The organism is Mycobacterium sp. pR1184 (genome assembly GCF_041287235.1).
Lineage (GTDB): Bacteria > Actinomycetota > Actinomycetes > Mycobacteriales > Mycobacteriaceae > Mycobacterium.
Window position 1 is genome coordinate 507444 of sequence record NZ_JBGGKR010000001.1, and the last position, 14212, is coordinate 521655.

Below are 14212 nucleotides of genomic sequence, written 5' to 3' on the forward strand. Positions count from 1 at the left end.
AGGGGAAGGGCGTGGCTTGCGGGAGGCGCGGGGCTGACTGCGGTCGCCACCATCGTCGGCGCTTCGGTTCGCCGGTCGATGACGCAGCGCGTCACGCTGCGCGAGGACCCGTATGCCGACGAGGATTTCGAACGCCTCAACAGCGACCGCAGCTATGTGGTGACCACGCCCGACGGCGTGCCGTTGGCGGTGCGTGAAGTCGGCCCGCTGGACGCTGGGCTGACGATGGTCTTCGTGCACGGCTTCTGCCTGCGCATGGGTGCCTTCTACTTTCAGCGCAAACGACTCGCCGAGAAGTGGGGACCGCGGGTGCGCATGGTCTTCTACGACCAGCGTGGACATGGGCGCTCCGGCGCGGCCTCGCCCGAGACCTACACGCTGACCCAGCTCGGGCAGGACCTGCAAAGTGTCCTGACCGAGGTCGCGCCGCGTGGGGTGATCGTGTTGGTCGGACATTCGATGGGCGGCATGACGGTGTTGTCGCATGCCCGCCAGTACCCGGACCTGTACGGTAGCCGCATCGTCGGGGCGGCGCTGATTTCGACTGCCGCCGAAGGGGTTACCCGTTCGCCGCTGGGCGAGATCCTGAAAAACCCCGCGGTGGAAGCACTGCGGTTCACCGCACGGTCGGCGCCGAAGCTGATGCACCGCGGCCGCAATGTGTCGCGCTCGCTGATCGGCCCGGTTCTGCGGGCCGCGTCCTACAGCGATCTGCATGTCAGCCGCAGCCTGGACGCATTCTCCCAGCGGATGATGAACGGCACGCCGATTCCCACCCTGGTGGGGTTCCTGAGTGCGCTGGAAACCCACGACGAAACCGCCGGCCTGTGGACGTTGCTGCGGATCCCGACGCTGATCGCCTGCGGCGACCACGATCTGATCACTCCGGACGAATACTCGCGGAAGATGGCGGCCTCGCTGCCGCTCTCGGAGCTGGTCATCGTCAGTGGGGCCAGCCACCTGGCCCTGCTGGACAAGCCCGAGGCCATCAACGACGGGCTGGTCCGGCTGGTCAATCGGGCCCGTCCGGGCAGAATGACCCTGTGGTATCGGCGAACTCGACAACGGTTGCGGCGCCGTGGCTGAACTGAGATCCGGCGCGGCGACCTGCGAGCGCGTCGAGGACACGATCGCGCTCGGGGCGCGGTTGGGCAAGCAGCTGCGCGCCGGTGACGTCGTGGTGCTGTCCGGCCCGCTCGGAGCGGGAAAGACCGTGTTAGCCAAGGGAATTGCCGAGGCGATGGACGTCGACGGCCCGGTCACCTCGCCGACGTACGTGTTGGCCCGCGTGCATCCGCCGCGGCAGGAGGGCGCGCCGACGATGATTCACGTCGACGTCTACCGGCTATTGGACCACCAGAGCGCGGACCTGCTCGCCGAACTCGATTCACTGGACCTCGACACCGATCTCGAGGACGCGGTCGTCGTGGTGGAGTGGGGCGAGGGCCTGGCCGAACGCCTCTCCGAACGCCATCTCGACATCCGGCTGGAGCGGGTCAGCGGATCCGACGTGCGGATCGTGACGTGGCAGTGGGGCCAGTCGTGAGCCTGATCTTGACCCTGGACACCGCAACCCCCGCGGTGACGGCCGGCATCGCGCGCCGCGACGGCGACGGGTGCACGGTGCTGGCCCAGCAGGTCACCGTCGACGCCCGCGCCCACGCCGAACGGCTCACCCCGAATGTGCTTGCCGCGCTGGCCGAAGCCGGACTGACGATGGCCGACCTCGACGGCGTCGTGATCGGCTGCGGGCCGGGCCCGTTCACCGGTCTGCGTGCCGGGATGGCTTCGGCCGCCGCCTACGGCCACGCGCTGGATATCCCCGTGCGGGGGGTGTGCAGTTTGGATGCCATCGGCGCGCTGACCACGGGCGACACCCTGGTGGTCACCGATGCCCGGCGGCGCGAGGTCTACTGGGCCCGCTACCTCGACGGGGTGCGCATGGCGGGCCCGGCGGTCAATGCGCCCGGCGACGTCGACCCGGGCCCGGCGAACGCGGTCGCCGGCTCGCCCGCACACGCGGCGCTGTTCGGTCTTGCGGTCCGCGAGCCCGTCCATCCCACTCCGGCCGGCCTGGTCGCCGCGGTTCCCGACTGGTCGCAGCGCCCTTCGCCGTTGGTGGCGTTGTACCTGCGCCGGCCCGACGCCAAGCCCCTGGCGGCCCGGGGATGACGGCCTGCAGCGAACCCGTGACGATCGGCGCGCTGACCCGCGCCGACGCGCAGCGGTGTGCGCAACTGGAAGCCCAGCTGTTCGACGGCGACGACCCCTGGCCCGCGGCGGCGTTCCATCGCGAACTGGCCAGCGCCCACAACCATTACGTGGGTGCGCGTACCGACGGCATTCTCGTCGGCTACGCCGGCATCTCCAGGTTGGGCCGCACCCCGCCGTTCGAATACGAGGTGCACACGATCGGCGTCGACCCGGAGTACCAGGGCCGCGGCATCGGCCGCCGGCTGCTCGGGGAGCTGCTGGAGTTCGCCGACGGCGGCGTCGTCTACCTGGAGGTCCGCACCGACAACGAGGCGGCCATCGCGCTTTACCGCAGCGTGGGTTTCGAGCAGATCGGCCTGCGCAAGCGCTACTACCGAGTCAGCGGCGCGGACGCGTACACCATGCGCAGGGAGGCCCAGCAGTGACCAACATCTTGGCCATCGAAACCTCTTGCGACGAAACAGGAGTCGGCATCGCCCGGCTGGACGCCGACGGCACCGTCACGCTGCTGGCCGACGAGGTGGCCTCCAGCGTCGACGAGCACGTCCGGTTCGGCGGTGTGGTCCCCGAAATCGCCTCCCGCGCACACCTGGAGGCCCTCGGCCCGGCCATGCGCCGCGCGCTGGACGCCGCCGAACTGGACAAGCCCGATGTCGTCGCCGCGACCATCGGCCCCGGGCTCGCCGGTGCCTTGCTGGTGGGAGTGGCTGCGGCCAAAGCATATTCGGCCGCCTGGGGCGTGCCGTTCTACGCGGTGAACCATCTGGGCGGGCACCTGGCCGCCGACGTGTACGAGCATGGGCCGCTGCCCGAGTGCGTGGCGCTGCTGGTATCCGGCGGGCACACGCATCTGCTGCATGTGCGCTCGCTCGGCGAGCCGATCCTCGAGCTCGGCAGCACCGTCGATGACGCCGCGGGTGAGGCCTACGACAAGGTGGCCCGCCTGCTGGGCCTGGGCTATCCGGGCGGCCGGGTCCTCGACGAGCTGGCTCGCACGTGCGGCCGGGAGGCCGCGGAGATCCCAGCATTCCCGCGCGGCATGACCGGCCCGCGAGACGACCCGCACTCGTTCAGCTTCTCCGGCCTCAAGACCGCGGTCGCGCGGTACGTGGAGAGCAATCCGGACGCCGTGACGGCCGACATCGCCGCCGGATTCCAGGAGGCCGTCGCCGACGTGCTGACCATGAAGGCCGTCCGGGCCGCCACCGGCCTCGGCGTGCAGACGCTGCTGATCGCCGGCGGAGTCGCCGCCAACTCGCGGCTGCGGGAGCTGGCCGCCGAGCGCTGTGCGCAGGCGGGCCTGACGCTGCGTATCCCCAGGCCACGGCTGTGCACCGACAACGGCGCGATGATCGCGGCGTTCGCCGCGCACCTGATTGGCGCGGGTGCGGCTCCGTCGCCGCTGGACGTGCCCAGCGACCCGGGGCTGCCGGTGGTAAAAGGCCAGGTCGGCTGAGCTCACAGCGTAATTCCGCGGGAAGCAGCGGGGCGGCCTTGAGTGCTAGCACTCTCGTGTATAGAGTGCTAGGTGGCAATCGGACGATCCCCTGTGTCGGCACCCGCGACGACGGCCCAGGGGCACGGCCGAATGCCGAATCATCTGATAACTGGACGGTTCGGGCGAAGCCCTGGGCCGGCCGCCAACTCCAGTCCGGGCGAGCGTCCCGGACCCGATCCAAATAGTGGAGGGCTCCAATCGTGGCGAAGGTGAAGATCAAGCCACTCGAGGACAAGATCCTCGTGCAGGCCAACGAGGCCGAGACCACGACCGCGTCCGGTCTGGTCATTCCTGACACCGCCAAGGAGAAGCCGCAAGAAGGCACCGTCGTCGCAGTCGGCCCCGGCCGGTGGGACGAGGACGGCGACAAGCGGATCCCGCTTGACGTCTCCGAGGGTGACACCGTCATCTACAGCAAGTACGGCGGCACCGAGATCAAGTACGGCGGCGAGGAGTACCTGATCCTGTCGGCACGCGACGTGCTGGCTGTCGTATCCAAGTAAGTACCGTGTTCCGCCCCGGCGATCCCTGTGCGCAAGCACAGGTGATTTCCGGGGCGGCATGCGTTGGCGAAGGAGCCTGATGAGCAAGCTGATTGAGTACGACGAGACTGCGCGTCGCGCGATGGAGGCGGGCGTGAACAAGCTCGCCGACGCGGTGCGTGTCACGCTGGGTCCCCGCGGCCGGCATGTGGTGCTGGCCAAGGCATTCGGCGGGCCGGTGATCACCAACGACGGTGTGACCGTCGCGCGTGAGATCGACCTGGAAGACCCATTCGAGAACTTGGGCGCCCAGCTGGTGAAGTCGGTGGCCACCAAGACCAACGACGTCGCCGGCGACGGCACCACCACCGCCACCGTGCTGGCGCAGGCGCTGGTGAAGGGCGGCCTGCGCTTGGTCGCCGCCGGTGCCAACCCGATCGCGCTGGGCGCGGGCATCAGCAAGGCCGCCGACGCGGTGTCCGAGGCGCTGCTGGCGGCGGCCACTCCGGTTGCCGGGCGAGAGGGTATCGCGCAGATCGCGACGGTCTCCTCGCGCGACGAGCAGATCGGCACGTTGGTCGGCGAGGGCATGAACAAGGTCGGCGCCGATGGCGTCGTCAGCGTCGAGGAATCGTCGACGCTGAACACCGAGCTCGAATTCACCGAGGGCGTCGGCTTCGACAAGGGTTTCCTGTCGGCGTACTTCGTCAACGACTTCGACTCGCAGGAGGCCGTGCTCGAAGATCCGCTGATCCTGCTGCACCAGGAGAAGATCAGCTCGTTGCCGGACCTGCTGCCGATGCTGGAGAAGATCGCCGAATCGGGCAAGCCGCTGCTGATCGTCGCCGAGGACGTCGAGGGCGAGGCATTGGCGACGCTGGTCGTCAACTCGATCCGCAAGACGCTCAAGGCTGTTGCGGTCAAGTCGCCGTTCTTCGGCGACCGCCGCAAGGCCTTCCTCGAGGATCTGGCGATCGTGACGGGCGGTCAGGTGGTCAACCCCGACGCCGGCCTGGTGCTGCGTGAGGTGGGCACCGAGGTGCTGGGCTCCGCCCGGCGCGTGGTGGTCAGCAAGGACGACACCATCATCGTCGACGGCGGTGGCTCCAAGGACGCGGTGGAAAAGCGGGTCAAGCAGCTGCGTGCCGAGATCGAGGCGAGCGATTCGGAATGGGATCGCGAAAAGCTGCAGGAGCGGGTGGCCAAGCTGGCCGGCGGGGTGGCCGTCATCAAGGTCGGGGCCGCTACCGAGACCGCGCTCAAGGAGCGCAAGGAAAGCGTCGAGGACGCCGTCGCGGCCGCCAAGGCAGCCGTCGAGGAGGGCATCGTCGCCGGCGGCGGTTCGGCGCTGATCCAGGCCGGCAAGTCACTGGACAAGCTGCGCGAGTCTTTGTCCGGCGACGAGGCGGCCGGTGTCGGTGTGTTCGCCGAGGCCCTCACCGCGCCGCTGTACTGGATCGCGGTCAACGCCGGGCTGGACGGCGCGGTCGCGGTGCACAAGGTCCGTGAGCTGCCCGCCGGGCACGGCCTCAACGCCGCGACGCTGGAGTACGGCGACCTGATCAAGCAGGGCGTCATCGACCCCGTCAAGGTCACCCGGTCGGCGGTGCTGAATGCGGCGTCGGTTGCCCGCATGGTGCTGACCACCGAGACGGCGGTCGTCGAGAAGCCGGCTGACGAGGAGGATGACCACGGCCACGGCCACGGTCACCACCACCACTGAGTGAGTTTGTGCGGAGCACCCCCGGTCATGCGGCCGGGGGTGTTTCGTCTTCGACGGTCTTACTGCGACCGCGCCGATTGCTAGGCTGGCCGCACCGATGACGTGGGGGGCACGAGGGTGAACTATCCGCAGCAATGGCCACCGCCGCAATGGCCGCCGCCGCAACCGCCGCACAGCCCACAGCAATGGCCGCACCCGTACCCCCCATCGCCCTACCCGCCGGCGCCCGCGCCGCGTAAGACCAATCGCGCACTGGTCGTGGTGCTTTCGCTCGCCGCGATCGTCCTGCTGGTACCGGCGGCGATCATCGGCTTTTTCGTGGTCCGCGACCTGGCCCGCGACGGGCGCGGCGAAAGCAGGAAGGCCGCCTCCATTACGGACTTCGATGCGGTGTGCGACGGCGGGTCGATCCGCAATGCCGCCGCCTACGAGAAGCCGTACAAGATCGCCGCGTTCGCTCCGGACGACGAGCCGAACCCGATGCGGGAAATGACGAACACCCACTGGCGCGAAGTGATGCTCGAGCCCCGCGCCGATTACGCGGCCAATCCCAACGACTTCCTGTCGACGAATGTTGTTGCCTGCCTTACCCGCAAGCCTGGAACCGAGTTGAAGTCACGTGCCTGCAACCTCAAGACCGACAAGGGTGAACACGTGAGCGTCGACTACTACGCCGTGCAGTACGACATCGAACTCCGCGAGGCGAAGACGGGTAAGCGGATCGAACAACTGGGAACGGTTGACGGTCCCGCCGCCAGCTGCCCGTTCCTGGTATGGGTGAACAAGGGTGATCCAAAGACATACGCCGGACCGGATCATGCGGCCGTCGACGCCAAGCTTGCTGAATTCGCGCACCGGTGAGCGGCCCGGGGGTGTGCACGGCTTTACGTTTGGTGTCAGAGGCCGGCGATGACGATGCCCACGCCGACCACGATTGCGACCGACAGCGACACCAACAAAAAGTTGACTATCGCTTCCTTCGCCGCTGAGGCCTCGTGGTTGCCCGTCGCAATCGGCGCGAATCTGCGGCCCGCGCCCCAGGCGGCCGCAAGCAGCGACGCGATCCAGTTCGCATAGGCGGCATAGACGATCAGTACGACTGCCGTAACCGCCCACGCGTTAGGCAAGTGGATGTGTGGCCAGAGTAGGCCGATCAGGACGAGGAACATGCCGTTGAGGACGGCCTCGAGGTGACTCGACAGAGCCATGCGCGGGTTCTTTAGATTCGGAACGGCAAATCCAGTGAGTAGGCCGAGTAGAAACAGGACTAACCCAAGCGTGAACAACACTGTCTGCATGTCAAACAGTATGGGCTTGTGACCAGTGGTCTTTGGAACGATCGACGTGTTAGCCCCACGCGTTAGTCGGGCGCGACGGCGCGCACGAAGTTGTGCGCGAATACGTCGCAGACCGCGTCGACCTCAGGCAGCGACCAGCCGGTGATATTCGGCAGCACCGACCGGCGACCATGTGAATCATGATGGGGCTCAGCAGTTGTCACGGTCATCACCATCGCCGAGTGATTTTGTGCGGAGCGCCCTCCGGTCATTCGGCCGGGGGCGTCTTCGTTTGCCAGGCAGCTCGCGCCGTTTCTTGACTGGAGCACGCTGCGACGCCCCTTGGCCCTAGTCGTCGTGGACAGACTTCAGACCGTCAGTGAAGATGCGGTCCACAACCGTACCTAGGGACTAAAGGCTAGACGCTAGGGACCAATGCCTCATGCTCCGGTTTTTGCGGTTACCTAACGTCAGTGTGAACGCGGCAGCAGCCAACAGGGAGCATCGGATGACGTTCGAGCACAGGCACTCCGGAATCGTGGTCGGCGTCGACGGGTCGCCGGCGTCGACCACGGCGGTCGAATGGGCCGCGCAAGACGCTGAGATGCGGAACGTGCCGCTGAAGTTGGTACACGCCATCGCCCCGATCGTGCCGCCTACCGATGACGGGCCAGCTGTCGCAGCGGTTGCCGAGTATGAGCAGCTGCAGGACGACCAAGCCCGCCAAATCATCGAGCAGGCGCTCAAAGTCGCCGAGGAAGCCGTCTCGCCCGGCTGGGTACCGAACGTGACGAGCGAAACGCTAAAAGCACCGATGGTGCCCGCGCTGGTCCGCCTATCAACGGACGCCGAACTATTGGTGGTGGGAAGCCGCGGCCAGGGGGCAGTAGCTCGCGCCTTGCTCGGGTCGGTCAGCAGCGGGGTGGTCCATCACGCACACTGCCCGGTCGTCGTCATGCACGACGAAGCAGCTGCGACGGCCCGCTCGCCGCAGGCGCCTGTAGTAGTGGGCATAGACGGTTCCCCGACTTCGGAGCTCGCGACAGCGATCGCCTTCGATGAAGCTTCGCGTCGCGGCGTGGAATTGGTGGCGCTTCACGCTTGGAGCGACATGGGGCCCCTCGGTTTCCCGAGTATCGGTTGGGCGCCTATCGAGTGGCGCAACATCCGGGATGAGGAGGAGGAAGTCCTCTCCGAGCGGCTATCCGGATGGCAAGCGCGCTACCCCGATGTTGGCGTCCACAAGATCGTCGTGTGCGACCAGCCCGCCCCGAGGCTGCTCGAACAGGCGCAGCAAGCTCAGCTCGTGGTGGTGGGCAGCCACGGCCGCGGCGGTTTTCCCGGCATGCTATTGGGTTCGGTCAGCACCGCAGTCGTGAACACCGCTCGAATCCCGGTAATCATCGCCCGCGTCTTCCCGGCGGGTTGAGGCCGACCCTATCCGCCGTGAACTCGACGACCTGCGCAAGCCGGAGACCAGGGACAACTGATCATCCAACCAGCCAAGGTGTTGCACCGCCACATCAGTGCCGCATCCCCCGAGAACGGCGACGGTGCAACGTATATGGATGATGACGTACCAGTTCTCAAGGTCTCGGACCTCAAGGTGACGCTCGCGGGTGAGACGGTGCTGGCAAACCTGTCGTTCGTCGTGCGGCGTGGCGAAATTCTGACGATCTTGGGCCCCAACGGTGCGGGCAAGACCGTTCTGCTGCGCGCGCTTCTCGGTGTAATCCCCTACGGGGGCTCGATTATGTGGAGGAAAGGTACCCGCATCGGCTACGTGCCGCAGCGGCTGCCCTACATCAAGAGCATCCCACTCTCGGTCGCGGACTTCTTCGCGCTAAAGAAAGACGCTGAACCGGACGTCGACCAAATGCTGCGGACCGTCGGACTCTCCGGCGAGCTTGCCAACAAACGGATTGGTGATCTGTCCTCTGGGCAGTTCCAACGGGTCCTTATCGCATGGGCTCTCGCCGGAGATCCGCAAGTCCTCTTATTCGACGAGCCCACGACGGGCGTCGACATGAGCGGTGAGGAGACCGTCTACGCGCTTCTTGCAAGGCTGCATGAGCAGCGCAACCTCACCATGCTCATCGTCACCCACGACTTGGCGGTAGTTCACCGCCTCTCGTCCGACGTGCTGTGTCTGAACAAACAGCCGATTTGCCAGGGGTCCCCCACCTCGATCCTCACGCCCGAGAACCTGCAGCGCCTGTACGGTGCCGAGGTCAAATTCTACGAGCACAAGCACGAGTAGCGGCCCATGCCTTCAACGTCGCTCAGTGTGATTTCGGGAATGTTCATCGGCGGTTCCGCTGGCTACCTCGGCTCCCTGATGCTGAGTCGCAGGATGGCGCTTGTTGCCGGGCCGCTCGGTCACCTGACCTTGCCGGGGATCGCCCTCGCGCTGGTCTGGGGTTTCGACGTTTCGCTCGGGGCGTTCCCCTTCGTCATACTCGGGGTGGTCCTGATCTGGCTGCTGGGGATGAGGACGCAACTGTCGATGGAAGCACTGACCGCCGTCGTGTTCGCGTCCGGCGTGGCAATCGCATTCTTATTTCTGCCTGTCGATCAAGCCGAGGCTGCTTTGGTGGGAGACATCTCGAAGACCGGCTGGGCAGACACCGCGCTAGCTGTCGCCGCGTCGATCGTGGTGATCATCGCGGTCAATCGCGCCTACCCGAAACTGGTCCTGGGGAATATCTCGGAGGAACTCGCCGCCGCCGAGGGAATCGACGTCAGGCGATACAACTTGCTCTACCTTTTTTTGATCGCGGTCGTCGTGGCGCTCGGAGTAAAGATGGTTGGCGGGCTCTTGACCGCTGCGCTCGTCGCCATCCCGCCAGCGGCCGCGCGAAACGTCGGTAAGAACCTCAGGCAGTATACCCTCGGCGCGAGCGCCACAGGCGTCTTGTCAGCGGTGCTCGGCATTGTGTTGTTCCGGTTCACGGGATTGCCGGCCGGGCCGTTAATCGTTCTCGTGAGCGCCGCGGTGTTCGTGCTCACGTTGCCCTTCGCCCGATGATGCGCATCCCGGCACCGTCACGTTGGCTCGAAGCCGGCGACCGAGCGCCTGAGGACTCAAGACCCTCTTCGAAAAGCAACCGCGGTGAAGCTTTTGCCTAAACCCATAATTATTCTTGCGGCTAGTATGAGCTTCTTGACGGCGCGACGGCGCGCACGAAATTGTCCGCGAATACATCGCAGACCGTGTCGACCTCGGGCATCGACCACCCGGTGACATTCGGCAGCACCGGCCGGCTGAGCATATGAATCAAGATGGGCCCCAGCAGTTGTTGGGCCAGCAGCGGCAGCGGCAGGTCGCGGATATGCCCGGCACGGATCTCGCCCGCGAACCAGCCGCCGAGAGCGGTGAGCAGGCGCGGTGGACCGTAGGCCGCCAGGGACTGCACGGCGGGACTGGTGGGCCGGGCGAAGGCTTCGGCGAAAATCGCCGGGGCGACGCGGGGTTGGCGGCTCAGCGCGTTCGACACCGTTCGGTAGAAGCCACGCACCGTTTCGAGCAAGTCATCGCCGGGACGCTCCAGGTATTCCTCGATGTCCAGGATCGGGCTGTGTAGTTCGAACACCGCTCGCATCAACTCGTCGCGTCCGCCGAAAACCGCGTGCAGGCTATAAACCGAGCAATCGGCACGGGCGGCGACTGCTTCCAATGTTGCTGCGGCAAGACCGGATTCGCTGATCAATGCTGCGGCGGCGGCCACCGCCCGGGCGCGAACCGGAGGTAAGCCGCCGGGGTCGACTCCGGCCGCGCGGACCGCGTCGTTCAGGGCGGCGCGGGATCCGTCGAAGCGCCGCAACAGGGTGCTGCGGGATATCCCCGCCTCCGCGGCGATCATCGCGACGGGAACGTCGGCCACATCCTTGCCGAGCTTTTCAGCAGCGCGTAGCGCGGCCGAAACCACGTCGGATGTTTCCACCTGTCGCGCCATGCCACCTCCGTGGTTCCCTTGATACATTACTTGATGTAGTCTGCAACACTATTCCAAACTTCACCAGGAGCACACCATGACACAAGTTATGCAGACCCAGGTATGTGTCGCCGGGGGCGGGCCCGCCGGCATGGTGCACGCTCTGCTGCTGGCCCGCGCCGGCATCCCGGTGGTGGTCTTGGAAAAGCACAACGATTTCCTGCGTGACTTCCGTGGCGACACCGTGCACCCGAGCACCCTGCGGATCATGGACGAGCTGGGGTTCATCGACGAGTTCTTGAAGCTGCCACACACCAAGATCGACCGTCTGGCCTTCGACACCGGGGGCTCGATTCGCACGTTAGGCAACTTCACGGTACTCAAACGGCTCGGCTTCAAACAGCCTTACATCGCCATGATCCCGCAGTGGGACTTTCTCGACTTTCTCGCTGAAAAGGCTTCTGCCTATCCGGAATTCACCTTGGTCCGCAACGCGGAGGTCACCGACCTGATCTTCGACGGCAATCGGGTGATCGGCGTGCGCACGCCGGATCTGGAAGTGCGGGCCGAGTTGGTCGTGGCCGCCGACGGGCGCAAGTCCGCGGTGCGCGCCGCCGCCGGGCTGCAGACCGCGCAGGCCCACTCCCCGATGGACGTGCTGTGGTTCCGGCTCAAGTGGCGCCCCGGCGATCCGCGGGAGCTGTTCGGGGTAGTTCGCAAGGGCCTGATGATGGCCATGATCTACCGGGGTGACTACTGGCAGGTCGCCTACCTGATGCCGAAGGGAGCCAGCCCGCGCGGTGGATCGCTCGAGGAGTTCAAGGAGAAGATCGTCACCGCGCAACCGCGGCTGCGTGAGCATGTCAACGATCTGACCTCGTGGGACGACACCAGCGAGCTCGACGTGCGGGTAGACCGGCTCGACACGTGGTGGCGCACCGGGCTGCTGTGCATCGGCGACGCCGCGCACGCGATGTCGCCGGCCGGCGGGGTCGGCATCAACCTTGCGGTAGCCGACGCGGTGGCCGCGGCGAACATCCTGTGTGCTCCGCTGCGCGAAGGCCGGCTGACCGATGCCGATCTGGCCAAGGTGCAGCGGCGCCGCGAGCTGCCCACTCGGATCATCCAGGCGGCTCAGGTCTTTGCGCAGGCCCGGGTGGTCGCGCCCAATTTGAGCGGTGACCTGTCGCCGATCCAGATCCCGAAGATCATCGGATGGGGCCCACTGCAAGCGCTTCCGCCGATTTTTGTCGGGCGCGGTTTCCGCCCCGAGCATGTCCGCACTCCCGACGTGCACACGACTTGACGCTTGCCGACGTCCGCAGCGGGGTATACGGCTGCGGTGACCTTGACGGAATCAGCCTGTCCGAAACGCATGGAGTTCGGGCCGTGCGGCGGCGTGCGGCCGGACGGCCAGTGCGAAATGCGCTCTGGCGCATGCGTATTCGACGACATCGTACCCTGGTCGGGGATCGTGCCGGCAACGCGACCGGTTCGCGCGCCGTTGGTGCTCACCGACTTCAGCGCTACGCCCTTCGACCGCAACGACATTGCGGCGACGGCCACCGTCCTTGCGCCCGGATGCGACGCCGTCCTGGTCGGCGAGCACCAGAACAAGCCGGATTTCCCGCCGACATTGATGGGCTCGCTACTGGTCGACGCCGGCGTCACGCCGTGGATAACGCTGTCGTGCCGGGACCGCAACCGGGTGGTGCTCGAGCAGGAACTCAGGGGGTTGCACAGCATCGGCGTCGAAACGGTGCTGTGTGTGACCGGAGACGGCCGCGGCTACGACGTGCGCCCGGACGTCACGCAGACCTTCGACCTCGACGGGCCGCGGTTGGTATCGCTGGCCGCATCGGTGGGCATGATTGCGGCGGTGCCCGAAACCCCCACCGCGCCACCCGTTTCCGCCCGACCGGATCGGTTGGTGGAGAAGCAGCGCGCGGGCGCGAGTGTGGCGGTGCTCAATCACGTCCCGTTCCCGAAGATGATCGCCGACTTCATGGCGGCGGCCATATCGGCGGGCCTGTCGATCCCGGTGATCGCGGCCGTCGCGGTGTTCACCGACAGCGTTTCCGCGGCGGTGCTGCAGGGCCTGCCCGGACTTGAACTCGACGAAAGCGTGACCGAGCAGGTGCTCGGTGCGGCCGATCCGGTGGCCGCCGGGATCGCGGCCGCGGTCGACGAAGCGCGCGTGCTGCTCTCGATCGACGGCGTGGTAGGCGTCAACGTCTCCGGTTTGGCTTCGGCGTCCGGTGGCCGGGTGGGCGCGGAAATCAAAGCCGAGGTAGGCCGGCTGATCCGAACGGAGGCGTCGTGACCGAGGCGATGGAGGCCGAGTTCGGCACGGTGGCGGAGTGGACGGCGCAGGTCGCGGTGGACCTCGGCCCGCAGTACTACGTGCCGGCGGGGTGCCGGGGCAGCGGCAGCCCGGCCGCTTTGGACTGGCTGACCGAGCAGATGGCGTTGCAGCCGGGCGCGCGGTTGTTGGACTCCGGTGCGGGCGTCGGGGGACCCGCCGCCTACGCGGCGCAATCGCGATCGGTGCGACCGGTGCTCGTGGAGCCAGAACTCGGTGCATGTCGTGCCGCCGCGACGCTGTTCGACTATCCGGTGGTGTGTGCCGACGGCGCCGCGTTGCCGTGGCCGAACGAAACATTCGACGCCGCTTGGTCTTTGGGAGTGCTCTGCACGACGCCGGATCAACTCGGGATGCTCGAGCAACTGCGGCGGATTGTGCGCCCGGACGGAAGTATCGGATTGCTCGTCTTCGTGGCGCGTGACGAGGAGGCCGCCAATGCGCTTGAGGGCAACCACTTTCCGACGTCCAACAGCCTGCTCGGCCTGATAGAGAGGTCCGGTTTGCGGGTCGAGCAGTGGACCGCAACCTCACGTCTGCCGGCCATACCCGAGGAGTGGAATCGGCGTGTCGACGCCGTCGAGAAGGCGCTCGGTGAGCGTCATGGGCACACCGAGGTCTGGCGGCTGGCCGAACGCCAGAGTTCGGCCATCGGTGATCTGCTGGCCGACGGGAAGCTCACCGGCGAGCTGCTGGTGCTGCGCCGCGCCTAAGAATTCTG

The 14212-nt window shown here is 66.7% G+C and carries 17 protein-coding genes; 14 read left to right on the forward strand and 3 right to left on the reverse strand.

Features of this window, described 5'->3' with window-relative positions:
• The first annotated feature begins 33 nt into the window (after positions 1 to 33).
• From ACAG21_RS02595 to ACAG21_RS02630, 8 genes are all read left to right on the forward strand, one after another.
• Positions 34 to 1086, forward strand: a complete 1053-nt coding sequence (locus ACAG21_RS02595; RefSeq protein ID WP_370494548.1) for an alpha/beta fold hydrolase — start codon at positions 34 to 36, stop codon at positions 1084 to 1086.
• The gene (gene tsaE / locus ACAG21_RS02600; protein ID WP_370494463.1) at positions 1079 to 1546 is read left to right on the forward strand and encodes a tRNA (adenosine(37)-N6)-threonylcarbamoyltransferase complex ATPase subunit type 1 TsaE; all 468 of its coding nucleotides are present in this window, start codon (positions 1079 to 1081) and stop codon (positions 1544 to 1546) included. Before ACAG21_RS02595 ends, tsaE begins: the two co-directional genes overlap by 8 nt.
• The gene (gene tsaB / locus ACAG21_RS02605) at positions 1543 to 2172 is read left to right on the forward strand and encodes a tRNA (adenosine(37)-N6)-threonylcarbamoyltransferase complex dimerization subunit type 1 TsaB (RefSeq protein WP_370494464.1); all 630 of its coding nucleotides are present in this window, start codon (positions 1543 to 1545) and stop codon (positions 2170 to 2172) included. Before tsaE ends, tsaB begins: the two co-directional genes overlap by 4 nt.
• Entirely contained in the window at positions 2169 to 2639 is a 471-nt protein-coding gene (gene rimI / locus ACAG21_RS02610) for a ribosomal protein S18-alanine N-acetyltransferase (RefSeq protein ID WP_370494465.1), read from the forward strand. Before tsaB ends, rimI begins: the two co-directional genes overlap by 4 nt.
• Entirely contained in the window at positions 2636 to 3670 is a 1035-nt protein-coding gene (gene tsaD, locus ACAG21_RS02615; RefSeq protein WP_370494466.1) for a tRNA (adenosine(37)-N6)-threonylcarbamoyltransferase complex transferase subunit TsaD, read from the forward strand. Before rimI ends, tsaD begins: the two co-directional genes overlap by 4 nt.
• Before the next feature lie 242 nt (positions 3671 to 3912).
• Positions 3913 to 4215 carry a co-chaperone GroES gene (groES, locus tag ACAG21_RS02620; RefSeq protein ID WP_090600574.1) on the forward strand — a complete coding sequence of 101 codons (303 nt, stop codon included), beginning with the start codon at positions 3913 to 3915 and terminating at the stop codon, positions 4213 to 4215.
• 79 nt (positions 4216 to 4294) lie between these two features.
• Positions 4295 to 5917 (forward strand): chaperonin GroEL, encoded by a 1623-nt coding sequence (gene groL / locus ACAG21_RS02625; protein ID WP_096284950.1) that lies wholly within the window; start codon positions 4295 to 4297, stop codon positions 5915 to 5917.
• 117 nt (positions 5918 to 6034) lie between these two features.
• Complete coding sequence (locus ACAG21_RS02630) at positions 6035 to 6778, forward strand: hypothetical protein (protein ID WP_370494467.1); 744 nt, start codon at positions 6035 to 6037, stop codon at positions 6776 to 6778.
• Between the two features lie 35 nt (positions 6779 to 6813).
• Here the strand turns inward: ACAG21_RS02630 and ACAG21_RS02635 are convergent, their stop codons facing one another.
• Positions 6814 to 7215: a hydrogenase gene (locus tag ACAG21_RS02635; protein ID WP_096284952.1), complete on the reverse strand. Its 402-nt coding sequence runs from the start codon at positions 7213 to 7215 to the stop codon at positions 6814 to 6816.
• Between the two features lie 62 nt (positions 7216 to 7277).
• Positions 7278 to 7418: a hypothetical protein gene (locus ACAG21_RS02640; protein WP_165796302.1), complete on the reverse strand. Its 141-nt coding sequence runs from the start codon at positions 7416 to 7418 to the stop codon at positions 7278 to 7280.
• A gap of 284 nt (positions 7419 to 7702) precedes the next feature.
• Between ACAG21_RS02640 and ACAG21_RS02645 the strand changes: the two genes are divergently transcribed.
• The 3 genes from ACAG21_RS02645 (at position 7703) to ACAG21_RS02655 (ending at position 10222) form a co-directional block, all read left to right on the forward strand.
• Positions 7703 to 8623, forward strand: coding sequence for a universal stress protein (locus ACAG21_RS02645; RefSeq protein ID WP_096284954.1), 921 nt, complete (start codon positions 7703 to 7705; stop codon positions 8621 to 8623).
• Between the two features lie 135 nt (positions 8624 to 8758).
• Positions 8759 to 9454 (forward strand): metal ABC transporter ATP-binding protein, encoded by a 696-nt coding sequence (locus tag ACAG21_RS02650; protein ID WP_370494468.1) that lies wholly within the window; start codon positions 8759 to 8761, stop codon positions 9452 to 9454.
• A 6-nt stretch (positions 9455 to 9460) separates the two neighbouring features.
• Positions 9461 to 10222, forward strand: coding sequence for a metal ABC transporter permease (locus ACAG21_RS02655; RefSeq protein ID WP_096284956.1), 762 nt, complete (start codon positions 9461 to 9463; stop codon positions 10220 to 10222).
• A gap of 121 nt (positions 10223 to 10343) precedes the next feature.
• On the opposite strand, the gene ACAG21_RS02660 is transcribed toward ACAG21_RS02655, so the two are convergent.
• Entirely contained in the window at positions 10344 to 11150 is an 807-nt protein-coding gene (locus ACAG21_RS02660; protein ID WP_370494469.1) for a TetR family transcriptional regulator, read from the reverse strand.
• Between the two features lie 76 nt (positions 11151 to 11226).
• Between ACAG21_RS02660 and ACAG21_RS02665 the strand changes: the two genes are divergently transcribed.
• From ACAG21_RS02665 to ACAG21_RS02675, 3 genes are read left to right on the forward strand one after another with little or no spacing between them, the layout of a single operon-like run.
• On the forward strand, positions 11227 to 12435 hold the full coding sequence (locus ACAG21_RS02665; protein ID WP_370494470.1) for an FAD-dependent oxidoreductase: 1209 nt from the start codon (positions 11227 to 11229) through the stop codon (positions 12433 to 12435).
• A 36-nt stretch (positions 12436 to 12471) separates the two neighbouring features.
• A complete protein-coding gene (locus ACAG21_RS02670) occupies positions 12472 to 13452 on the forward strand; it encodes a methylenetetrahydrofolate reductase C-terminal domain-containing protein (protein WP_370494471.1) in 981 nt (326 codons plus the stop codon).
• Positions 13449 to 14204, forward strand: coding sequence for a class I SAM-dependent methyltransferase (locus ACAG21_RS02675; protein ID WP_370494472.1), 756 nt, complete (start codon positions 13449 to 13451; stop codon positions 14202 to 14204). The genes ACAG21_RS02670 and ACAG21_RS02675 overlap by 4 nt, the downstream gene beginning before the upstream one ends.
• The last annotated feature ends 8 nt before the right edge of the window (positions 14205 to 14212 follow it).